The organism is Streptomyces sp. PKU-EA00015 (assembly GCF_013387495.1).
GTDB lineage: Bacteria > Actinomycetota > Actinomycetes > Streptomycetales > Streptomycetaceae > Streptomyces.
This window is the reverse complement of the sequence record NZ_JABZEE010000094.1, coordinates 1-19,546: the sequence shown is the minus strand read 5'-3', so window position 1 is coordinate 19,546 and position 19,546 is coordinate 1. Positions and strand designations below refer to the sequence as shown.

The window sequence follows — 19,546 nt, the reverse complement described above, 5'->3', positions numbered from 1 at the left end:
TCGGGGAGCGGTCGAGCTTCTGGGACAGGTCGTCACTGGCCTTGGTGAGGGCGAGCCGCAGCTCCTGGAGCCGGCGCGGCACCCGCACGGACCACGAGGTGTCCCGGAAGAAGCGCTTGATCTCGCCCACGACTGTCGGCATCGCGAACGTCGGGAACTCCACGCCCCGTTCGCAGTCGAACCGGTCGATCGCCTTGATCAGCCCGATCGTGCCGACCTGGACGATGTCCTCCATCGGCTCGTTGCGGCTGCGGAAGCGGGCCGCCGCGTACCGCACGAGGGGGAGGTTGAGCTCGATGAGGGTGTCGCGCACGTAGGTGCGCTCCGGGCTGTCGTCGGCCGCGCCCTCGCTGTCCAGCGCGCGCAGCCGCAGGAACAGGGAGCGGGACAGAGTGCGGGTGTCGATGGCTTCCGAGCTGTCGGACACGACGGGTGCGGGTGCGCCGGGCGCACGCGTGAGCACCTTCGAGCTGCCCATTTCTGCGGACATGCCACCCCCTTGAGGTCGCGGACGGTCGCGGTGGCCGCGACCGACTGAGGAACGCAGCCTCCACCTGAATACCGGCGGCGGGGCTGCGGCAAACGCGCTTTCCGCAGAATGTCACATGTCGGCAACACGCTGTAGTGACATGTCGACAAGTATCGGGTCGAAATGCCCAGGAAACCAGGGGGGTAAGGCTTTTGAGCCTCCCTCAGAGACTCGGAGAGGCTCTACCCGTTCTGCTTACGCTTCGATCCTGTTTGCGGATCGAAGTCGCGCGAAACTTCGCGCCAGCAGCCGCGACACGTGCATCTGCGAGACGCCCAGTTCCTGACTGATCTGGGACTGTGTCAGATTGCTGTAGTAACGGAGCATCAGGATGCGCTGCTCGCGCTCGGGCAGCTGGACGAGCAGGTGCCGTACGAGATCGCGGTGCTCGACGCCGGCGAGCGCAGGGTCCTCGTAGCCGAGCCGGTCGAGCAGGCCGGGCATCCCGTCGCCCTCCTGCGCCGCCTCCAGCGACGTGGCGTGGTACGAGCGGCCCGCTTCGATGCAGGCGAGCACCTCGTCCTCGCCGATCTTCAGGCGTTCGGCGATCTCCGCGGTCGTGGGCGAGCGGCCGTGGGCCGTCGTGAGGTCCTCCGTCGCGCCGTTGACCTGGACCCACAGCTCGTGGAGCCGGCGCGGCACGTGCACGGTGCGGACGTTGTCGCGGAAGTAGCGCTTGATCTCACCGACGACCGTCGGCATTGCGAACGTCGGGAACTGCACGCCCCGGTCCGGGTCGAACCGGTCGATCGCGTTGATCAGCCCGATCGTGCCGACCTGGACGACGTCCTCCATGGGCTCGTTCCGGGAGCGGAAGCGGGCGGCGGCGTAGCGCACCAGCGGAAGGTTGGCCTCGATGAGCGCCGAGCGCACCCGGGCGTGCTCCTTGGTGCCCGGCTCCAGCGTCTTGAGGCGGCCGAAGAGGACCTGGGTGAGGGCCCTGGTGTCGGCGCCTCTGCTCTGAGGCCTCGCGACGGCGGAGGGGGTCTCGTCCGGCCGCTCGTTCTGGGGTGGTACCTGAGGCGCAGTACTGGCCGACACGGTCACGCCACCCCTTTGCGGTCGATTTCGGTCAACTCATCCGTCAAAAGCGGTCATAGCATCACAAGACATGTCCACTGTGTGCAAGCACCTGATAACTCCGTGTTGACAGCGGATTGGCGTCCGATGAGCCGCAAAACACAAGAACCCCTCGCCGTGGCGGCGAGGGGTCCGGGGGTGCGGAGTGCTCAGAACTCGTAGTCGGCGATCACCCAGGTGGCGAACTCGCGCCACTGCGCGGCGGCCGCCTGGTGCGCCGGGTGCTCGAGGTAGCGCTTGAGGGCGTCGGCGTCGGCCACGGCGGAGTTGATGGCGAAGTCGTACGCGATGGGCCGGTCGGTGATGTTCCAGGCGCACTCCCAGAACTCCAGCTCCGGGACGAGCCCGTCCAGCTCCTGGAAGGCCTTCGCGCCGGCGATCACGCGCGGCTCGTCGCGCCCGACGCCGTCGTTGAGCTTGAAGAGGACCAGATGGCGGATCAAGGGGGCACTCCTGGGGGACTGGGGGTGGGGCTGAACGGGATGCCTGGCGGTCTAGTTGACGAGCTCGGTCATGAACTGTCCGACACCCTGCGCGGCGTCCGAAATGCCCTCGAACCCTATCCCGACCAGATCGGCGGCCTTCTCGGGGGAGGTGATGATCGTGTACAGGACAAAGACGACGACTATGTAAAGAGCGATCTTCTTCGCTTCCACCCTCGGCCCCTGTCTCCCCTGCCGGCCCTGCCCCTGCCCATGCGTCGCGTGAGTCTAACCGAGCCGCTTTTTCCGGCCACCCCCGTCACGGACCATGCACGAAGGCGTCACCGACCATGCGCGAAGGGCCCCGGTGCGACTGCACCGGGACCCTTCGACAAGAGCGGTAGCGGAGGGATTTGAACCCTCGGTGACTTGCGCCACACTCGCTTTCGAGGCGAGCTCCTTCGGCCGCTCGGACACGCTACCGGGAGAGAGCTTAGCCCAAGGTGGCCCGTACGCCGAAATCGGTATCCGCACCGCGCCCGCCGACGGCGACGGCCGGGCCTCAGCGCTCGGCGGGACGGTTCCGGAAGAAAGTCGTCAGCTGGGTCGAGCACGCGCCTTCGAGCACGCCGAGCACCACCTCAGGCCGGTGGTTGAGCCTGCGGTCCCGTACGACGTCCCACAGCGAACCGGCCGCGCCCGCCTTCTCGTCGCGTGCGCCGTAGACCACGCGGTCCACACGGGACTGCACGATCGCGCCGGCGCACATCGTGCACGGCTCCAGCGTCACGACGATCGTGCAGCCGGTGAGCCGCCACTCGCCGAGACGCGAGGCCGCACGGCGGATCGCCAGCACCTCGGCGTGCGCCGTCGGATCGCCCGTCGCCTCGCGTTCGTTGTGGCCCGTGGCCAGGACCGTGCCGTCCGCGGCGAGCACGACGGCGCCGACCGGCACGTCACCGGCCCGCGCCGCGCGCTCGGCCTCCTCGATCGCCAGACGCATGGGCGCCTGCCAGGGGTCGCGGACGGGGTCGTCGTTCGGATCTTCCGTCATGTGATCGTCAGCGCACGGTCTCCAGGACCTCGCCCGCGCCGAGCGCTTCGGCGATCTCCAGCAGCGCGTCCGTGTCCAGCGCCAGCAGCTCCTTCTCCGACAGGCCGAGGTCCATCAGGATCTCGCGGTCTCCGACCGGGCCGGCCGATACGGTGTCGCCGCTGTCCAGAGCGCCGCCGTCCGCCGTGTCCTCGTCGTCGTCCGCTTGCGTCTCCCCGTCCTCGGTTCCGTCGAGGTCCAGGGCGTCCAGGTCGTCGGCCGGGTCGTCATCGTCCCCGCCGAGCAGTTCGTTGGTCAGCATCTCCCCATAGGAGGAGCGTGCGGCCGCGGCCGCGTCCGAGACGAAGATCCGAGGGTCCTCCTCGCCCTCGACGCGGACGATGCCGAACCAGGCGTCCTCCTGCTCGATGAAGAGGAGCACCGTGTCCTCGTCCACCGAGGCATCGCGGGCCAGGTCGGTCAGATCCGACAGCGTCTCCACATCGTCGAGCTCTGTGTCGCTCGCTTGCCACCCGTCATGAGTGCGCGCGAGCAGTGCGGCGAAGTACACCGTGACTCTCCCACTGATCAGAGGTGTGACGACCGGCGGTGCGCTGATGTCTGCCCCGCCCACTCGGAATCGTGGCAGAAACATCCGCGTTGCGAGAGGTCTTCCGTCGTGGCGTCGGCCACCAGTTCTGTGAGGCCGGCTTCGGGGGAACCCCGCGAGGTCACCAGCGGAACGTCCGCATACGCATCTGCTGGCGCATCCGGGCCGCGCGGGCCCGTCGTGGCTGCACCCGGTCGCGCAGTGCCTTCGCCTCGTTCAGCTCGCGCAGGAACTGGGCGCGTCGCCTGCGGCGCTCCGCGTCGGTCTCCGGCTCCTCGTCGCGCTTCGGCTCGGACTCCGCCATCGGTCACACCACCCCACGAGTGCTCCGTTTGCCCTCGTGCCTGCGGCCCGGGGGTACCCCACCACCTTCCCTCCGATACCCCTGTTGATGCGAGTGCGGGCTAGTGTTGGCGCCATGCGGATCCACGTCGTCGACCACCCGTTGGTGGCGCACAAACTCACCACGCTGCGCGACCGGCGCACCGACTCCCCGACCTTCCGGCGCCTCGCCGACGAGCTGGTCACCCTGCTCGCGTACGAGGCCACCCGGGACGTGCGCACCGAGCAGGTCGACATCCAGACCCCGGTGACGGGCACGACCGGCGTCAAGCTGTCGCATCCGCGCCCCCTCGTCGTGCCGATCCTGCGGGCGGGCCTCGGCATGCTCGACGGCATGGTGCGGCTGCTGCCGACCGCCGAGGTGGGTTTCCTGGGGATGATCCGCAACGAGGAGACCCTGGAGGCGTCGACGTACGCGACGCGGATGCCGGAGGACCTGTCCGGCCGCCAGGTGTACGTGCTCGACCCGATGCTGGCCACCGGCGGCACGCTGGTCGCGGCGATCCAGGAGCTGATCAAGCGCGGCGCGGACGACGTGACCGCGGTCGTGCTGCTGGCGGCGCCGGAGGGCGTCGAGTTGATGGAGCGCGAACTGGCGGGCACGCCGGTGACGGTGGTGACGGCGTCGGTCGACGAGCGCCTGAACGAGCACGGCTACATCGTCCCGGGCCTCGGCGACGCGGGCGACCGCATGTACGGGACTGCCGGCTGAGGGCTGGGTTCGCGCTGGACGGCCTGCCCCGATTCACCGGCAGGTGGCTGAGGGCGCGGGCGCCGGTTCGGCCATGGCGGCCAGAGCCGCGTCCGCGTTCTTCTTCGGTTCCAGGGCCTTGTAGGCCGTACCGATGATCAGGTCGATGTCCGCCGTCTCGCGGGTGTCGGTCTTGAGCTGGGTGCCGACGAGCTGCGTGCCCAGGACCCGGAAAGAGCCCTCGTGGGCCGTCGCCCCGCCCAGCAGCACCGCGGTGCCGGGGACCTTCTTGTCGTACTCCGGCGTCGCGTTGCCCACCTTGCCGATCGTGAAGCCGCGCTTCTTCAGCTCGTCGGCCGCCGCCTTCGCCAGACCGCTGCGCGGGGTGGCGTTGTAGACGTTCACCGTGACCTGGCGCGGCTTCGGCGGCGGGGGCGCCGCGGAGACGGTCGGGACGGGCTCGCACTTGCGCTTGGCGGCCGCCGTGGATTTCTGGCCGCCGCCGGTGAAGGCGTCGACGAGCTGCATCGTGCCCCAGCCGGCCAGTCCGAGGGCCACCACCACGGCCACCACCGCGAAGACGACTCTGCGGCGGTTCCGGGGGCGTCGCATACGAGGGTATTTGTCGCCCGTGATGCGGTACTTTCCGCCCATACCGGGGGGAGTGAGCATGCTCATGGGCGCAGCGTAGTGCGGCCTGGTCGCCATGCCTACTAAACGATCAGTGCATTGCGTCCGTACGGTGCCGAAAGGCCCCGAAAGGATCAGCGGCCGACCCTGCCACGGGGGCTCAGCCCAGCTCGAGCACGCGGGCGTGGAGCACCTGGCGCTGCTGCAGGGCGGCGCGCACGGCGCGGTGGAGCCCGTCCTCCAGATAGAGGTCGCCCTGCCACTTCACGACATGGGCGAAGAGGTCGCCGTAGAACGTCGAGTCCTCGGCGAGCAGCGTTTCGAGGTCCAGCTGGCCCTTGGTCGTCACGAGCTGATCGAGGCGGACCGGGCGCGGCGCGACATCCGCCCACTGCCGGGTGCTTTCCCGGCCGTGGTCGGGATACGGCCGCCCGTTGCCGATGCGCTTGAAGATCACACGGAAAGCCTACCGGCCGAGGGGCACCGGGCGCAGCCGCGGAGCCGCAGTGCGATCCTGCGGAAAAGTATGCAAAACGGGAAACAGGGGTCTCTCATGACACCTCAGGAGCCAGTGCGACAGGGCGCCGGCGAGGAGATCGGGTCCGCCGCGGCCCTCCCACGGCCCGCCGGGGAGATCGCCTCCGCCTACTCCTTCACCGGCCCCGCGCTCGACCTGGGCGCCCTGCTGTGGGACGGGCAGTGCCTGCCCGGGGCGCAGATCCGCATCCCGCTGTCGATGCTCAACCGGCACGGGCTGGTCGCCGGCGCGACGGGCACCGGCAAGACCAAGACGCTCCAGCTGATCGCCGAACAGCTCTCGGAGAACGGCGTCCCGGTCTTCCTCGCCGACATCAAGGGGGACGTGTCGGGGATCTCCGCCCCGGGGCAGGGCGGCGACCGGGTCCAGGAGCGGGCGGGTCAGGTCGGCCAGCGGTGGTCCGCGGCGGGCTTCCCGTGCGAGTTCTACGGACTCGGCGGCATCGGGCCGGGCATTCCGGTGCGGGCCACTGTCACCGACTTCGGCCCCCTGCTCCTCGCGAAGGTGCTCCGGCTGAACCAGACGCAGGAGCAGTCCCTCGGGCTGATCTTCCACTACGCCGACGCCAAGGGCCTGGAGCTGGTCGACCTCAAGGACCTGCGGGCCGTCGTCGCCTTCCTGGTGTCGGACGAGGGCAGGGCGGAGCTCAAGGCCATCGGCGGACTGTCCACCGCGACCGCCGGAGTGATCCTGCGCTCGATCACGGCCTTCGAGCAGCAGGGCGCCTCCGGATTCTTCGGCGAACCGGCCTTCGACACGGCCGAGCTGCTGCGCACGGCGCCCGACGGGCGCGGGCTCGTGTCCGTACTGGAGCTGCCGGCGGTGCAGGACAAGCCGCAGCTGTTCTCGACGTTCCTGATGTGGATGCTCGCCGACCTCTTCCACGACCTGCCGGAGGTCGGGGACCTGGACCGGCCGGGGCTCGTCTTCTTCTTCGACGAGGCGCATCTGCTGTTCAGCGGGGCGTCGAAGGCGTTCCTGGAGTCGATCACGCAGACCGTGCGGCTGATTCGCTCGAAAGGGGTCGGGATCTTCTTCGTCACGCAGGCCCCGAAGGACGTGCCCGGCGACGTCCTCGCGCAGCTCGGCAACCGGGTGCAGCACGCGCTGCGCGCCTTCACCCCCGAGGACGCCAAGGCGCTCAAGGCCACGGTCAGGACGTTCCCGAAGTCCCCGTACGACCTGGAGGAGGTCCTCACCGGGCTCGGGACGGGCGAGGCGGTGGTCACCGTGCTGAGCGACACGGGCGCGCCGACACCGGTCGCCGTGACCCGGCTGCGCGCGCCGCGGTCGCGGATGGGGCCGGCCGAGGCGGCCGCGCTGGACGCGGCGGTCAAGGGGTCCTCGCTGTACGGGCGCTATGCCGAGGCCGTCGACCGCGAGTCGGCGTACGAGCGGCTGACGGCCGAGCAGCGGGCGGCGGAGGCGGCGGCCGACCAGGCGGCTCGGGAGGCAGAGCGCGAGGCCGAGCCGGAGCCCGCGCGGCGGAGCGGGGAGAGGCGGGAGGAGTCGCTCGCCGAGCAGGTCATGGGCAGTGGCGTCTTCAGGTCGCTGGCGCGCTCGGTCGGTACGCAGCTCGGCCGGGAGATCACGCGCTCCCTGTTCGGAACGGCGCGCCGCAGGAGGTGATCCCGCGGCGCGCCGGTGTGCCCTTGCGTGGGGCCGTTACTCGGTGACCTCGTGGTCGTGGCCGTCGTGCAGGCCGCCGCCGCTGCCCGCGTCGCCCTCCGTCGGGACGGTCGCGACCGGCTTGCGCAGCGAGCTGAGGTCGTGGGCGTAGGTGCCGACGGCGTTGGCGATGACGCCGATGTTCACGGCGAAGGCGTCCATGTCGATGTTGTCGATGGTGTCGCCCTCGGCGTGGTAGTTCGGGTCGTACGCGACGCCTGCCGTGCCGCCGAACTTCTTCGCCTGTGCCTCGGTCTTGATGCCCTCGGCACCCGTGAAGGTGCCGCCTGACGGGATGCCGACCTCTATGAACGGGCCGTAGTCGGAACGGCCGGTGAAGTCGGTTCCCTCGTGCGGGTGGCCCTGCCGGTCGAGGAACTCGTTGATGTCGCGCTCCAGTTGCGCCGATCCGGCGGGGCCGGGGCCCGCGCCCACGCGGTCGGAGTCGTCGCCGTCGTAGACGAAGAGCCCGTAGTTCGGCGAGGCGATCATGTCGAAGTTCAGGTAGAGCTTGATCTCCTTCTTGCCGAGATCGCTCAGGTTCGCGACGTAGTGCTCGGAGCCGAGGAGTCCGTTCTCCTCGGCCGACCACCAGGCGAAGCGGACCTTGTTGGCGGGCCGCGGCTCCTTCTTGGCCAGTTCCTGGGCGACTTCGAGCAGACCGGCCGAGCCGGAGCCGTTGTCGTTGATGCCCGGGCCCTCGGTGACCGAGTCGAGGTGCGCGCCGAGCACCACGGTGTTGGCCGCGTTGCCGTGGCGGGTCTCGGCGATCACGTTGTTGGTGGAGCGTGTCTCCTGGAGTTGGCGGATCTCGAAGGAGACGTTCACCGGCCCCGTGGCCAGGTCGGCGGCAAGCTTCTCGCCGTCGGCCTTGGTGATGCCGCCGGTCGGGATCTTCCCCGCGGCGGCCTCGCCGAGGGTGCCGGAGAGCACACCGTCGGTGTTGTTGTAGACGATGGCGCCGACGGCACCGGCGCCGGCCGCGGCAGCCTGCTTCTCGGCGAACGTGCAGCCGCCGCGCTTGATCAGCGCGATCTTGCCGGTGAACGCCGACGAGGCGTAGTCGGCCGCCGTGCAGCCGGTCGTGTCGTCCACCGGCACGGCGGCCAGCGCGGCGCGGACACCGCCGACGGGGGTCGACTTGGTGAACGTCATCGCCTTGATGGTGAGGTCGCGCGGCGACGGCGAGAGGACCGACAGCTTCTCCGCCAGCGTCTGCGTGTAGACGAACTCGAACTTCTGGTACGAGACGTCGTACCCGTACCGCTTCAGCTGCTGGTACACGTACGCGGCCGACGCGTCGTGCCCCAGGGAACCGGCGGCGCGGTGGCCGCCGGACGAGTCGGCTATCTGCTGGAACTTCTCGAGGTGCTCGAACGCGTCGTCGGCCGACGCACGGGCGACCAGCTTCCTGGCCAGCTTCGCCGCGTCCTCGGCCGCTCGGTCGGCGGGGTCGGGACGGGCTGCGGAAGGGGAGGCGGATGCCAGCAGGAGCGGGGTCGCGAGTGCGGCTGCGGCCAGAGTGGCCACGGCTCTGCGAGGGGTTGCGTTCACAGAGGTCCTTCCCGGTGCGAACGTGGGTTGAGGGGAAGCTAGCGATCTGCCGGGGGTTCTGTGAACACCTTTTCCACAACTGGCGGCGCATTTCCTCACCTTGATGCCCGGACGGACTGCTTCCGCGTCCACGTGCCGCCATCAGCGTTTTTCCGTGGCCGACTTCTTCGCCTTGGCCGCCGCCTTCTTCTCCTGCTTGTACGCCCGCACCCGGGCCAGCGACTCAGGTCCGGTGATGTCGGCCGCGGACCGATAGGAGTCCTTCTCGCCGTACGCCCCGGCCGCCTCGCGCCACCCCTCGGGCGTGATGCCGTACTGCTTGCCCAGCAGCGCCAGGAAGATCTGTGCCTTCTGCTCGCCGTAGCCGGGCAGCGCCTTCAGCCGTGCCAGCAGTTCGGCGCCGCCGCCCACGTCCCGCCACACGGCGCTCGCGTCGCCGTCGTACTCGTCGACGAGGAACTGGCACAGCTCCTGCACCCGCTTGGCCATCGACGCCGGATAGCGGTGCACGGCCGGCTTCTGCCGGAGGAGCTCACCGAAGGCGTCCGGGTCGTACGCCGCGATCTGAGCGGCGTCCAGGTCGTCGGCGCCCAGGCGCTGCGCGATCGTGAAGGGGCCGGTGAACGCCCACTCCATGGGGATCTGCTGGTCGAGCAGCATGCCGACGAGGGCGGCGAGCGGGCTGCGGACGAGCAGCGCGTCGGCCTCGGGCTGCTGGGCGAGGTGAATCGTGGCGTCCATGTCCCGATGATCGCCCGGCGGCGTACGGGCCGCCAGCGCCGCGGGCCGCACGTCAGGAGGCGAGCCGGGCCGCCCGCATGCGGAGGTGGCGCGCCTCGGGCAGGCTGAGTGTGTGGCGCGCCGCGGCCTGGCAGGCGGCGAGGACACCCTCGCTGTCACCCGCAGGATCCAGCGGATGCGCCCGTACGGCGTCCGGCCACTCCTGCACCGCGTCCTCGGTCAGGCCGAAGCGGCCGCAGCGCCGCACAAGCGCGCCGAGGACCTGCGGCGTGCGGTGGCGCAGCAGGTCCACGGTCCCGGGCGCGCGGTTCACACATCGCCTCCGCCGTCCAGGATGGGCCGGATCACGACGGGGTACTCCGTGGTCCCCTCCGGGGTGGGGCACTGCGCGATCCGCGCGGCGATCTCCGTGACCCGCTCCAGGCTCTCGCAGTCGAGGACCCAGTAGCCGGCGAGGAGTTCCTTCGTGTCGCTGTACGGCCTGTCGGTGATCACCGGCCGGCCGTCCTCGCCGGAGGTGACGTGCCGGGTGAGCGCGGGCTCGGCGAGCCCCTGCCCGTCGACGAACTCACCGGACTTCGCGAGGTCGTCGTTCACGGACTGCATGAACGAGAACATCGCCTGCATCTCCTTCTCGCTCCACGCGGGCGCCCCCGGCGACGCGTTGCCGCGCATCGCCTCGTAGTCGGCCTGCGTGCCCTGAATCATCACCAGGTACTTCATGGTCTCGCTCCTTCGTCCGGGGCCTTCGCCCCTCGCTGCCGCCCCCTTGTGGGCAACTCTCACAGGGGACGGCGGAGCGGGAACCGCATTCTCGGAAGGGCGCGCCGGGTTTTTTCGGACGGTCGCGGACGCGGCCGGCAGCGTCTTGCCGCCCGGCGGCTTCACGCACACCGGGCACGGAATCGCCGGTGACTGCCCGCCCGGCGGACGGTCCGCGTCAGCGCAGCCCGTGTCTGCGGGCCACCATTCGCTCGACGGCCGACCTCGGCAGCAGTCTGCGCAGTGCGAACACCACGGGCGCGTTGCTGCCCACCGCGTAGAGCGGCCTCGGGCGCGCCGCTTCTGTCGCCCGCACCACGGTGGCGGCGACGCGCCGGGCCGGGATGCCTTTCGCCTCGTTGGCGTTGAGCGCGGCGAGCATCGTGCGGTACTCCGCCAGGTACGGCGAGTCGTCGGCGACGTACTGTGTGCGGCGCTCGCTGATGCCCGTGTTGATCGAGCCGGGCTCGACGGTGGTGATGCCGACGCCGTACGGGGCGACCTCGCGCCGCGCGGCGTTCGCGAAGCCCTTGATCGCCGCCTTGGAGGCGACGTACGAGGAGCGGTACGCGAGCGGGAAGCTGGCCAGCATGGAGCCGATCATGACCACCCGGCCGCGCCGGCGGGCCCGCATACCGGGCAGCAGGAGCTGGGTGAGCCGTACGGCCCCGAGGACATTGAGGCGGAACAGCCGTTCCAGCGCCTCCATGGGCAGCTCCTCCAGCGGCCCGTTCTGGCTCTCGCCCGCGTTGTTGACCAGGACGTCCACCGCACCGGCCGCCGCTGCGCACGCCTCGATGGAGGCGTCGTCGGTGAGGTCGAGGGCCAGGTACTCGACGCCGGGGGCCGGGTCGGTGACCGACGCCGGGTCGCGGCTCGTGCCGTAGACGCGGTAACCGCGCTCCACGAGTGCCGCGGCCACGGCGGCGCCGATGCCCGACGACGCGCCCGTCACCAGGGCCGTGCCCCGGGGCGTCACCCCAGCCGCCGGGCGATCGCGAGGCCGGCGGCCCGGCCGGAGAAGATGCAGCCGCCGAGGAACGTGCCCTCCAGCGCGTTGTAGCCGTGCACCCCGCCGCCGCCGAACCCGGCGACCTCACCGGCCGCGTAGAGACCGTCGAAGACGGACCCGTCGGGGCGGACCACCTGCGAGTTCAGCGTCGTCTCCAGGCCGCCGAGCGTCTTGCGGGTCAGCAGGTGCAGCCGTACGGCGATCAGCGGACCCTGCTCGGGGTCGAGGAGGCGGTGGGGTTTCGCGACCCGGGTGAGCCGGTCGGGCCAGTACGCACGGGCGTTGACGACGGACATGAGCTGGAAGTCCTTGGTGTACGCGTTGTCCACCGCGCTGTCGCGTGCCAGGAGCTCCCGTTCGACCTGCGCGTAGTCGAGTTCGCAGTCGGGCGTCAGGGCGTTCATGCCCTTGACGAGCTCCTTGAGCGTCGGTCGTACGACGAAGTCCTCGCCGTGGTCGAGGAACGCCTGCACGGGTCCGGGGGCGCCCTTCTTCGCCCGGGACAGCACCAGCTTCAGGTCCTTGCCGGTGATGTCGGGGTTCTGCTCGGAGCCGGAGAGCGCGAACTCCTTCTCCACGATCGCCCGCGTCAGCACGAACCACGTGTGGTCGTGCCCGGTGCCCACGATGTGCTTCAGCGTGGCGAGCGTGTCGTGGCCGGGGAACAGCGGCACGGGGAGCCTTCGCCCCGTCGCGTCCAGCCACAGCGAGGAGGGGCCGGGGATGATCCGGATCGCGTGGTCGGGCCAGATCGGGTCCCAGTTCCTGATGCCCTCGGTGTAGTGCCACATGCGGTCGCGGTTGACGATCGAGCCGCCCGCGCGCTCGGTGATCTCCAGCATCCGGCCGTCGACGTACGCGGGAACACCGGTGATCATCGACGTGGGCGCGGGCCCGAGGCGGCCGGCGGGCCAGTTCTCGCGGACCAGTTCCTGGTTTCCGCCGATGCCGCCGGAGGTCACGACCACCGCCTGCGCGCGGAGCTCGAACTCGCCCGCCGGCTCACGCGAGGAGGCGACCCCGCGCGGCACGCCGGACGCTTCGAGCACGGTGCCTCGCACACCGACGGCCGCCCCGTTCTCGACGATCAGCCCGTCGACGCGGTGGCGGTGACGGAAGGTCACCAGGCCGCGGGCAGCCGCGGCGAGCACGGGCTCGCGGAAGACCCGCACCACCTCGGGACCGGTGCCCCAGGTGATGTGGAAGCGCGGGACGGAGTTCCCGTGCCCGCCCGCCGTGCCGTTGCCGCGCTCGGCCCAGCCGACCGTCGGCATCACCCGCAGCCCGAGCCGCTGCAGGTAGTCGCGCTTCTCACCGGCGGCGAAATGCACGTACGCCTCGGCCCACTTGCGCGGCCAGCGGTCCTCGCGCTCCCGGTCGAACCCGGCCGAGCCCAGCCAGTCGGACATGGCCAGGTCGACGGAGTCCTTGATGCCCATCCGCCGCTGTTCGGGGCTGTCGACGAAGAACAGTCCGCCGAGCGACCAGAACGCCTGACCGCCGAGGTTGGCCTCGTTCTCCTGGTCGACGACCACCACCCGCCGTCCCGCACGGGTCAGTTCGTACGTCGCGACGAGACCGGCCAGTCCCGCTCCCACGACGATGACGTCGGCGTCCTCGCTCACGCTGCCTCCTCGGCGCCGGGCGTGCTGTATGCCTGCAGAACGTGTCCGAACAGCTCCTCGCGGCGCCTGTGCGGCGCCTCGCTGTCCGGTTCGAGCAGCACCTGCACGGAGGTGCCGTCGTGCACGGCGACCAGGGCCTGCCCGAGGGCCGTCACGTCGGGGACCCGCCGCCCGGTCCGCGCGAGCGCGTCGACCACGACCGGCAGGATCGTGTCGAGGATCGCCTGTTCGCGGGCCGCCATCACGCGCCGCAGGGACGGATTGCGCAGCGCGTGCGCGGTGAACTCGGCCGTCACCCTGTACCAGGCGTCGTCCACGGGGATGGCGCGGAGCGCGGCCCGCAGCGCCTCCTCGGGTGCCGCGGCGGAGACCTCGCCGAGCGCCTCGCGCAGATCGGCGAGCATGCGCTGCGAGCGCTCCTCCCACATGGCGAGGAACAACTCGTCGAGGGAGGTGAAGTTGGAGTAGAAGGCGCCGCGTGTGTAGCCGGCCCGTTCGCAGATCCGTTCCACGGTCGAGCGGCCGAAGCCCTCGTCGGCGAACACGTCGAGGGCGGCGTCGAGCATGCGCCGCCGTGTCTGTGCGCGGCGTGCGGTGACGCGCCTGGACGCGGGCGGTGATGCGGATGCCGCTGTGGTGGCGGGTGTGGGTGCGGTGGCGGTCATGACCGGTCCCCTCGTTCGATGCGCGAACGTATCGGATGCATTCGTGTATCGACAAGGGGTGTGCACGAGCCGGCCCGTCCTTCCGGGCGGCCGCTTGGCTACCAGGTCGGGCGGGCGCTGACGCCGCCGTCCACCACCAGGTCGTGGCCGCTGATCCAGGCCGCGGCGTCCGAGGCGAGGAACACGCACGCGTTGCCGACGTCCTCGGGGCGGCCCAGCCGGGTCAGGGGCGCGGCCCGGGTCCAGCGGCGGACGCCGTCGGGCCACGCGTCCTCGATGCCGTCCCGGTGGATCAGGCCGGGGGAGACCGTGTTGACGCGGACGCCGCGCGGGCCGTACTCGAGTGCCGCCGCACGCGCGAACATGATCAGGGCGGCCTTCGCGGAGCTGTAGTGCGCGTGCCCGGGAGCCGGATGGCTGCCCTCGATCGAGGCGATGTGCGTGACCGTGCCGCCGCCCTGGTCCGACATCACGCCGGCGGCCGCCTGGGTGCAGCTGAACGCGCTGGTCACATTGGCGTCGGTCATACGGCGCCAGTCGTCGGCCGTCATGCCCGCGAGATCCTGGACCGGCTGGATCCCCGAGCTGTTGACCAGCGCGTCCAGCCGCCCCCGCCAGGAGGCCGCCGCATCGATCAGCCGATGGCACGCGCGCTCGTCCGTCAGGTCCGCCTCGACCGGCAGCGCCGCGCCGCCCATGGCCGTGATCGCCTCCGCGAGCTGCGCGACCGGCCGTCCGCCCGGCCGGTGGTGGAGCACGACGGCGGCGCCGGCCTGCGCGAACCGCCTCGCGACGCCCCCGCCGATCAGTCCGCCCGCTCCGGTGACCAGCGCGACGGAGCCCGTGAGCCGGGGCAGTGAGGGGCCCGCGGACCGGCTGCTCGCGGGGTCCGTCGTCGGATCGCCCGCCGATCCGCCCTGCGGGGCGGGCGTGCCGCCTGGCCTGCGGTCGGACGGGTGGTCAGCCATCGCCGGTCTCCTCGTCGGTCATGCGCAGGGGCGCGTGCGGACGGCACAGCGCCCGGATACGGTCGGCCTCCTGCGGGTACCGGGCGAGGAGTTCGCCGACGTCCCCGCCTTCGTAGTCGGAGGCGACGAAGCCGGGGGACATCGTCGTGCCGCACAGCGACCACGCCCCGCCCGGTGCCACGCGGGCACCCATCCACGTGCCCGCGGGCACCACGGCCTGCACCCGCCCTGCGGAGCCCGGGGCGGCGAGCAGTTCGACCCGGCTGCTGCCGTCGGGGTCGAGGAGCAGAAGCTCCAGCCGGTCGCCGCCGTAGAAGTGCCACACCTCGTCGACCGGCAGCCGGTGCATGGCCGAGAAGCCGTCGTCGTCGGCGGTGAGCAGCACGATGATCGCCGAACCGGCCGGGCGCCCCGTGACGTCCGGCGGCCCCGCCCAGGTCCGGCGGAACAGTCCGCCCTCCACCGCCAGTCGCTCCAGCCCGTAGAGCGCGGCCAGTGCGGCGACCTCCGCTGCACCCGCGCGGTCGTCCCGGCCGTCCGTCACCGGGCTCGGGCCGGTTCCACGGCGTACGCGACCAGGACGAGGCCGGACTTGTCCCAGGTGCGGGTGCCGAGCAGACGCAGCGGAGCGGCCGCCCCGTTCTCGAAGGCACGGGTGCCCGCGTCGATCACGCCGATGACGTCACCACCAGGGCCCTCGCAGTAGCCGTCGAGCCAAATGATGTCGCCGACGATCAGCTTGCGCATCATCGCCACCCCTTCCGGGCGTGCGCCCTCGGTTCACGGTCCTGCAGGGGACCGCCTCGGCTGCGTGAAGTCATCGGACGCGGTGTATTTCGGCTCATCTGTACCCCGATACGGCCAGGAATTAGACATCTGACGACATCTCGCCCGGATTCCCCTCGGCGGTATTCGTCCGCCGATGCGCCAGACGAAAGTGCACGTCAGTTGGCGTTGTCGTGAAGAAGTATTCACCGTCAAAACCGGAGCGTAAGTTGCCGGTTGGTCCGTTGGCGTGATCTCATCCTGTGGTGCGGGAGTCGCGATTTGCCGATACCCGCTCCGGGCGTCAGGCGACCGTTTGCCGGCCCGTTTTCCTTTGGCGCATTCGTTCGGCGTCAGTCCAGGAATCCCCCAGTATGGAAAGGGAGAGAAAGTGCGTAACGACTTCACCCCTGTCGAGACCGCCGAGATTTCCGACAGCGAGCTGGACGGCATTTCCGGCGGTATCGCCAGCGCCCACGCCGGTGTCAACGGCTACGGTGCTGCCGTGAACGTCGGTGACGTCGTCGGGGCTGCCCAGTCCGTCGCGTCCGTCGTGCCGGTCGCCGCGGTCACCGGTACGGCCCAGGGTCTCGTCTCGGTGCAGACCACCGGCATCTGAGAACGACCTTCCTCACGGTCTTCTCGGCCTTCTCGGCCAAGAGCATTGCCCGCCCCCGCCTGCGTATCCGTGGGTGATGAGGGCGGGACAGGGCCCCGGAATATCCAGTCCCGGGGCCCCTGCGCATGTCCGGACCGGCACCGGAACGGAATGGCTTTGCTGTATCGAAAGGGTCCTTTCCCATATCGGTAGGACCCTTTCCGCTCAGGTGCGGACCTTTCCCGTGGCGGAACGGATCAGCGGGCGCGGTGATTCCGGTACGGGATTCCGCATGCGAACCCGTGACCATCGCGCCCGGCCGGCAACGCGGCCCGAATGCCCTGATGGCGGCGGCGAGCAGAGCCGCGGCGAGGGGAACGACGATTCCGGCGCGGTAACCGTCGAGCAGTTGCGCGGGCGAACCCGAGCCGGCGGCGACCACGTCGACCGCGCACTCCGCCGCGTGTCACGCGCGGCCCGGCGTGACCTGCGTTCCGTTCCCGGAGACACCGAGCCCGTCGGCTACCGCCTGGTCCGGCGCGCCGGCGACGACACAGGCGCGGTCCGCGCCTTCGTCCGCACGGCGCACGAGGTGGCCGGGGCGACGGCCTGAGCGGCGCTCAGCCCGGGAGTTCCGTGCGTTCCCACCATTCGTAGACCGGCAACGCCCCTTCGGCGGTCTCCTGCCGCCGCGACGTGGCCTTGAAGTGCTCGTACCCGCCGCGGAACGGGACCTTGAGGTCGGTCCCGGGCGCGGCCGTATCGGAGAGGGAGACGATCCGCTCCGGAAGATCGGCGGGGCCGCCTTCGAGGACTGCTTTCGATGCGTCGGTCATGACGGCAGTTTCCCCAAAGCCCGCTCGGCCCCGGTCCGTGACGCGCCGGGGAACGGTGGTGAGCGCCGGGCCGGGACGTATGCGGTCTCCCGTTCCGGGCCGAGGGTCGAACAGGGAACATGGCCGCATGACGACGGATGCCCCTCAGGTCCGGGACCGGACCCGCAGACTGCGCACGATCGGCCTGACCGGAGCGCTCCTCCTCGCAGGCATGGCCGCGCTGCTGTGGCTCGGCGCCGATGCCGTCGCTTCCCGGGAGTGTTTCGACACGGGCTACGGGCTGGGCGACAGCATCAGCATGACGGCGGAGGGGTGCGAGGTCACCGTCCGGACCGCTGAGGGCGAGCGGAGCGCCGTATTGCCCACCGTCAGCGAGGGGCTGGCCGGTGCCGCGGTCATCACGGCCCTGACCGCAGCCGTACCGCCGTACGTCTGCCTGTGGCTGGCCACCCGGCGGTGAACCGGTCGGGGACGCGTCCGGGGCCCGTGAGCACGGGCCCCGTCCGTTGTCCCGAAGGCCTTGACTTGCGGTGAATCCGGAGGAAAATCCGATATACACCAGAAAACCAGAGCGAGCCGCACCGTCGGTGGAGACGTCCACCGAGCGGCGTGACCCACTTGTCGGCTCTGGCCAGGCCCCCGGCAGATCCGCTCGATTCTCAGGGTTCTCAGCGACGACTGGAACTCGCGAGAGCGAGAGGACTACCGGGGACTGCATGTCTGGGCCCCCGCAGCCGACTGAGCGCGAGGGCGGGAACGTCGAAGGGCCCCACCGCGAACGGTGGGGCCCTTCGACATCGTGCCCGGTGAGGCACTGGCGGAGGATACGAGATTCGAACTCGTGAGGGGTTGCCCCCAACACGCTTTCCAAGCGTGCGCCCTAGGCCTCTAGGCGAATCCTCCGCCGGAAACATTACATGACGTCGAGGAGTGCTCGCGAACCCGTTCCCATCGGCCCGGAACCATGGGTCCGACCACCCTCCTGCATCGGGTAACCTGGGCGCAGCCCCTCACGTGGCGCTATCTGACTGAACTCCCCCAGGGCCGGAAGGCAGCAAGGGTAGGTCGGCTCTGGCGGGTGCGTGAGGGGCGCTTGCGTTGTGCGGGGACCCCGGGGTCTCGGGGCGGCTTCGATTGTCGGCGGGCCCCGATAACCTCGTAAGCGTGTCGTCCCTTGCGCTGTACCGCCGCTATCGCCCCGAGTCGTTCGCCGAGGTCATCGGGCAGGAGCATGTCACCGACCCGCTGCAGCAGGCCCTGCGGAACAACCGGGTCAATCACGCGTACCTGTTCAGCGGGCCGCGCGGCTGCGGCAAGACGACCAGTGCCCGCATCCTCGCCCGTTGTCTGAACTGCGAGAAGGGCCCGACGCCGACGCCCTGCGGTGAGTGCCAGTCCTGTCGCGATCTCGCGCGCAACGGGCCGGGGTCGATCGACGTCATCGAGATCGACGCCGCGTCGCACGGAGGCGTGGACGACGCCCGTGACCTGCGCGAGAAGGCGTTCTTCGGGCCGGCGAGCAGCCGCTACAAGATCTACATCATCGATGAGGCCCACATGGTCACCTCGGCCGGCTTCAACGCTCTGCTGAAGGTGGTCGAGGAGCCGCCGGAGCATCTGAAGTTCATCTTCGCGACCACCGAGCCCGAGAAGGTCATCGGCACCATCCGGTCCAGGACGCACCACTACCCGTTCCGTCTCGTGCCGCCGGGCACGCTCCGGGAGTATCTGGCGGAGGTGTGCGGCCACGAGGGCATCCCCGTCGAGGACGGGGTGCTGCCGCTCGTCGTGCGCGCCGGGGCCGGGTCCGTGCGTGACTCCATGTCCGTCATGGACCAGCTGCTCGCCGGCGCGGCCGAGGACGGTGTGACGTATGCCATGGCCACCTCTCTCCTCGGATACACGGACGGGTCTCTGCTCGACTCGATCGTGGACGCCTTCGCCTCGGGTGACGGCGCCGCGGCCTTCGAGGTCGTGGACCGCGTCATCGAGGGCGGGAACGACCCGCGCAGGTTCGTGGCCGATCTCCTGGAGCGGCTGCGGGACCTGGTGATCCTGGCCGCTGTTCCGGACGCCGGCACCAAGGGCCTGATCGACGCGCCCGCCGACGTCGTGGAGCGCATGCAGGCGCAGGCGTCCGTCTTCGGCGCGGCCGAGCTCAGCCGCGCGGCCGACCTCGTGAACACCGGACTGACCGAGATGCGCGGCGCCACGTCCCCGCGGCTCCAGCTGGAGCTGATCTGCGCCCGCGTGCTGCTGCCCGCCGCCTTCGACGACGAGCGGTCCGTGCAGGCCCGGCTCGACCGGCTGGAGCGCGGCGCGACGTTCTCGGCGGGCGGGTCGGCGCCCGCCATGGGATACGTCCCCGGTCCCGAGGCCCAGGCGCACGCCCCGGTGCCGCCCGGTGGCGGCCCCGCTGTGGCGCGCGCCGCCGTACGGCCCGAGGCGGCTCCGCCCGCACCGGCCCCCGCCGCTCA

The 19,546-nt window shown here is 70.8% G+C and carries 26 protein-coding genes, 2 tRNA genes and 1 other RNA gene; 7 read left to right on the top strand and 22 right to left on the bottom strand.

Annotated elements, in window-relative coordinates; translation table 11 throughout:
- From HW130_RS34365 to HW130_RS34330, 8 genes are all read right to left on the bottom strand, one after another.
- Positions 1-490, bottom strand: a 490-nt coding sequence (locus tag HW130_RS34365) for a sigma-70 family RNA polymerase sigma factor (protein WP_177153694.1), incomplete at its 3' end; no start/stop codon positions are given.
- Positions 491-724: 234 nt separating this feature from the next.
- On the bottom strand, positions 725-1,570 hold the full coding sequence (locus HW130_RS34360) for an RNA polymerase sigma factor SigF (RefSeq protein WP_177153693.1): 846 nt from the start codon (positions 1,568-1,570) through the stop codon (positions 725-727).
- 188 nt (positions 1,571-1,758) lie between these two features.
- A complete protein-coding gene (locus HW130_RS34355; protein ID WP_177153692.1) occupies positions 1,759-2,052 on the bottom strand; it encodes a Dabb family protein in 294 nt (97 codons plus the stop codon).
- 51 nt (positions 2,053-2,103) lie between these two features.
- Complete coding sequence (locus tag HW130_RS34350; RefSeq protein ID WP_177153691.1) at positions 2,104-2,265, bottom strand: hypothetical protein; 162 nt, start codon at positions 2,263-2,265, stop codon at positions 2,104-2,106.
- A gap of 164 nt (positions 2,266-2,429) precedes the next feature.
- Positions 2,430-2,514: transfer RNA gene (locus HW130_RS34345), tRNA-Ser, on the bottom strand.
- 79 nt (positions 2,515-2,593) lie between these two features.
- Positions 2,594-3,085 carry a tRNA adenosine(34) deaminase TadA gene (gene tadA, locus HW130_RS34340; RefSeq protein WP_177153690.1) on the bottom strand — a complete coding sequence of 164 codons (492 nt, stop codon included), beginning with the start codon at positions 3,083-3,085 and terminating at the stop codon, positions 2,594-2,596.
- Positions 3,086-3,092: 7 nt separating this feature from the next.
- Positions 3,093-3,635: a hypothetical protein gene (locus HW130_RS34335; protein ID WP_177153689.1), complete on the bottom strand. Its 543-nt coding sequence runs from the start codon at positions 3,633-3,635 to the stop codon at positions 3,093-3,095.
- Positions 3,636-3,795: 160 nt separating this feature from the next.
- Positions 3,796-3,978 carry a hypothetical protein gene (locus tag HW130_RS34330; RefSeq protein WP_177153688.1) on the bottom strand — a complete coding sequence of 61 codons (183 nt, stop codon included), beginning with the start codon at positions 3,976-3,978 and terminating at the stop codon, positions 3,796-3,798.
- Positions 3,979-4,092: 114 nt separating this feature from the next.
- Between HW130_RS34330 and upp the strand changes: the two genes are divergently transcribed.
- Positions 4,093-4,728, top strand: a complete 636-nt coding sequence (gene upp / locus HW130_RS34325; protein ID WP_177153687.1) for a uracil phosphoribosyltransferase — start codon at positions 4,093-4,095, stop codon at positions 4,726-4,728.
- A gap of 33 nt (positions 4,729-4,761) precedes the next feature.
- Here the strand turns inward: upp and HW130_RS34320 are convergent, their stop codons facing one another.
- A complete protein-coding gene (locus tag HW130_RS34320; RefSeq protein ID WP_375256613.1) occupies positions 4,762-5,385 on the bottom strand; it encodes a LytR C-terminal domain-containing protein in 624 nt (207 codons plus the stop codon).
- Positions 5,386-5,497: 112 nt separating this feature from the next.
- Positions 5,498-5,794, bottom strand: coding sequence for a type II toxin-antitoxin system VapB family antitoxin (locus HW130_RS34315; RefSeq protein ID WP_003955420.1), 297 nt, complete (start codon positions 5,792-5,794; stop codon positions 5,498-5,500).
- Between the two features lie 96 nt (positions 5,795-5,890).
- On the opposite strand from HW130_RS34315, the gene HW130_RS34310 reads away from it, so the two are divergent.
- Complete coding sequence (locus HW130_RS34310) at positions 5,891-7,504, top strand: helicase HerA-like domain-containing protein (RefSeq protein WP_177153686.1); 1,614 nt, start codon at positions 5,891-5,893, stop codon at positions 7,502-7,504.
- Between the two features lie 36 nt (positions 7,505-7,540).
- Here HW130_RS34310 and HW130_RS34305 read toward each other — a convergent pair whose 3' ends face one another.
- The 10 genes from HW130_RS34305 to HW130_RS34260 form a co-directional block, all read right to left on the bottom strand.
- Positions 7,541-9,073: a M28 family metallopeptidase gene (locus tag HW130_RS34305; RefSeq protein WP_177153695.1), complete on the bottom strand. Its 1,533-nt coding sequence runs from the start codon at positions 9,071-9,073 to the stop codon at positions 7,541-7,543.
- A gap of 165 nt (positions 9,074-9,238) precedes the next feature.
- Positions 9,239-9,838 (bottom strand): HhH-GPD-type base excision DNA repair protein, encoded by a 600-nt coding sequence (locus HW130_RS34300; protein WP_177153685.1) that lies wholly within the window; start codon positions 9,836-9,838, stop codon positions 9,239-9,241.
- A gap of 52 nt (positions 9,839-9,890) precedes the next feature.
- Complete coding sequence (locus HW130_RS34295) at positions 9,891-10,151, bottom strand: hypothetical protein (RefSeq protein WP_177153684.1); 261 nt, start codon at positions 10,149-10,151, stop codon at positions 9,891-9,893.
- A complete protein-coding gene (locus tag HW130_RS34290) occupies positions 10,148-10,561 on the bottom strand; it encodes a YciI family protein (RefSeq protein ID WP_177153683.1) in 414 nt (137 codons plus the stop codon). The genes HW130_RS34295 and HW130_RS34290 overlap by 4 nt, the downstream gene beginning before the upstream one ends.
- A gap of 217 nt (positions 10,562-10,778) precedes the next feature.
- The gene (locus HW130_RS34285; RefSeq protein WP_177153682.1) at positions 10,779-11,579 is read right to left on the bottom strand and encodes an SDR family oxidoreductase; all 801 of its coding nucleotides are present in this window, start codon (positions 11,577-11,579) and stop codon (positions 10,779-10,781) included.
- Positions 11,576-13,237, bottom strand: coding sequence for an FAD-binding dehydrogenase (locus HW130_RS34280; RefSeq protein WP_177153681.1), 1,662 nt, complete (start codon positions 13,235-13,237; stop codon positions 11,576-11,578). Before HW130_RS34280 ends, HW130_RS34285 begins: the two co-directional genes overlap by 4 nt.
- Entirely contained in the window at positions 13,234-13,902 is a 669-nt protein-coding gene (locus HW130_RS34275; protein WP_177153680.1) for a TetR/AcrR family transcriptional regulator, read from the bottom strand. Before HW130_RS34275 ends, HW130_RS34280 begins: the two co-directional genes overlap by 4 nt.
- 98 nt (positions 13,903-14,000) lie before the next feature.
- Complete coding sequence (locus HW130_RS34270; RefSeq protein WP_177153679.1) at positions 14,001-14,870, bottom strand: SDR family NAD(P)-dependent oxidoreductase; 870 nt, start codon at positions 14,868-14,870, stop codon at positions 14,001-14,003.
- Positions 14,863-15,414, bottom strand: a complete 552-nt coding sequence (locus HW130_RS34265; protein ID WP_177153678.1) for a cupin domain-containing protein — start codon at positions 15,412-15,414, stop codon at positions 14,863-14,865. The genes HW130_RS34270 and HW130_RS34265 overlap by 8 nt, the downstream gene beginning before the upstream one ends.
- Positions 15,411-15,620, bottom strand: coding sequence for a hypothetical protein (locus tag HW130_RS34260; RefSeq protein ID WP_177153677.1), 210 nt, complete (start codon positions 15,618-15,620; stop codon positions 15,411-15,413). Before HW130_RS34260 ends, HW130_RS34265 begins: the two co-directional genes overlap by 4 nt.
- 406 nt (positions 15,621-16,026) lie before the next feature.
- Between HW130_RS34260 and HW130_RS34255 the strand changes: the two genes are divergently transcribed.
- Positions 16,027-16,254: a hypothetical protein gene (locus tag HW130_RS34255; RefSeq protein WP_177153676.1), complete on the top strand. Its 228-nt coding sequence runs from the start codon at positions 16,027-16,029 to the stop codon at positions 16,252-16,254.
- Positions 16,255-16,696: 442 nt separating this feature from the next.
- A complete protein-coding gene (locus tag HW130_RS34250) occupies positions 16,697-16,846 on the top strand; it encodes a hypothetical protein (RefSeq protein ID WP_177153675.1) in 150 nt (49 codons plus the stop codon).
- A 7-nt stretch (positions 16,847-16,853) separates the two neighbouring features.
- Here HW130_RS34250 and HW130_RS34245 read toward each other — a convergent pair whose 3' ends face one another.
- Positions 16,854-17,069 carry a DUF5988 family protein gene (locus HW130_RS34245; protein WP_177153674.1) on the bottom strand — a complete coding sequence of 72 codons (216 nt, stop codon included), beginning with the start codon at positions 17,067-17,069 and terminating at the stop codon, positions 16,854-16,856.
- Between the two features lie 127 nt (positions 17,070-17,196).
- On the opposite strand from HW130_RS34245, the gene HW130_RS34240 reads away from it, so the two are divergent.
- Positions 17,197-17,529, top strand: coding sequence for a hypothetical protein (locus HW130_RS34240; protein ID WP_177153673.1), 333 nt, complete (start codon positions 17,197-17,199; stop codon positions 17,527-17,529).
- Positions 17,530-17,884: 355 nt separating this feature from the next.
- Here HW130_RS34240 and HW130_RS34235 read toward each other — a convergent pair.
- Positions 17,885-17,972 (bottom strand) — tRNA-Ser (locus tag HW130_RS34235).
- A 98-nt stretch (positions 17,973-18,070) separates the two neighbouring features.
- Here HW130_RS34235 and ffs point away from each other — a divergent pair.
- Positions 18,071-18,169, top strand: an RNA gene (gene ffs / locus HW130_RS34230) — signal recognition particle sRNA small type.
- Positions 18,170-18,233: 64 nt separating this feature from the next.
- A partial coding sequence (locus HW130_RS34225) for a DNA polymerase III subunit gamma and tau (RefSeq protein ID WP_177153672.1) occupies positions 18,234-19,546 on the top strand: 1,313 nt, incomplete at its 3' end.

Bases quoted from the DNA above. Each gene is read 5' to 3' on its own strand.
- HW130_RS34240 (WP_177153673.1), top strand. From the start codon at position 17,197: ATGACGACGGATGCCCCTCAGGTCCGGGACCGGACCCGCAGACTGCGC.
- HW130_RS34290 (WP_177153683.1), bottom strand. From the start codon at position 10,561: ATGAAGTACCTGGTGATGATTCAGGGCACGCAGGCCGACTACGAGGCG.
- HW130_RS34320 (WP_375256613.1), bottom strand. From the start codon at position 5,385: ATGAGCATGCTCACTCCCCCCGGTATGGGCGGAAAGTACCGCATCACG.
- HW130_RS34275 (WP_177153680.1), bottom strand. From the start codon at position 13,902: ATGACCGCCACCGCACCCACACCCGCCACCACAGCGGCATCCGCATCA.
- HW130_RS34245 (WP_177153674.1), bottom strand. From the start codon at position 17,069: ATGACCGACGCATCGAAAGCAGTCCTCGAAGGCGGCCCCGCCGATCTT.
- HW130_RS34300 (WP_177153685.1), bottom strand. From the start codon at position 9,838: ATGGACGCCACGATTCACCTCGCCCAGCAGCCCGAGGCCGACGCGCTG.
- tadA (WP_177153690.1), bottom strand. From the start codon at position 3,085: ATGACGGAAGATCCGAACGACGACCCCGTCCGCGACCCCTGGCAGGCG.
- upp (WP_177153687.1), top strand. From the start codon at position 4,093: ATGCGGATCCACGTCGTCGACCACCCGTTGGTGGCGCACAAACTCACC.
- HW130_RS34310 (WP_177153686.1), top strand. From the start codon at position 5,891: ATGACACCTCAGGAGCCAGTGCGACAGGGCGCCGGCGAGGAGATCGGG.
- HW130_RS34270 (WP_177153679.1), bottom strand. From the start codon at position 14,870: ATGGCTGACCACCCGTCCGACCGCAGGCCAGGCGGCACGCCCGCCCCG.
- HW130_RS34260 (WP_177153677.1), bottom strand. From the start codon at position 15,620: ATGATGCGCAAGCTGATCGTCGGCGACATCATTTGGCTCGACGGCTAC.
- HW130_RS34330 (WP_177153688.1), bottom strand. From the start codon at position 3,978: ATGGCGGAGTCCGAGCCGAAGCGCGACGAGGAGCCGGAGACCGACGCG.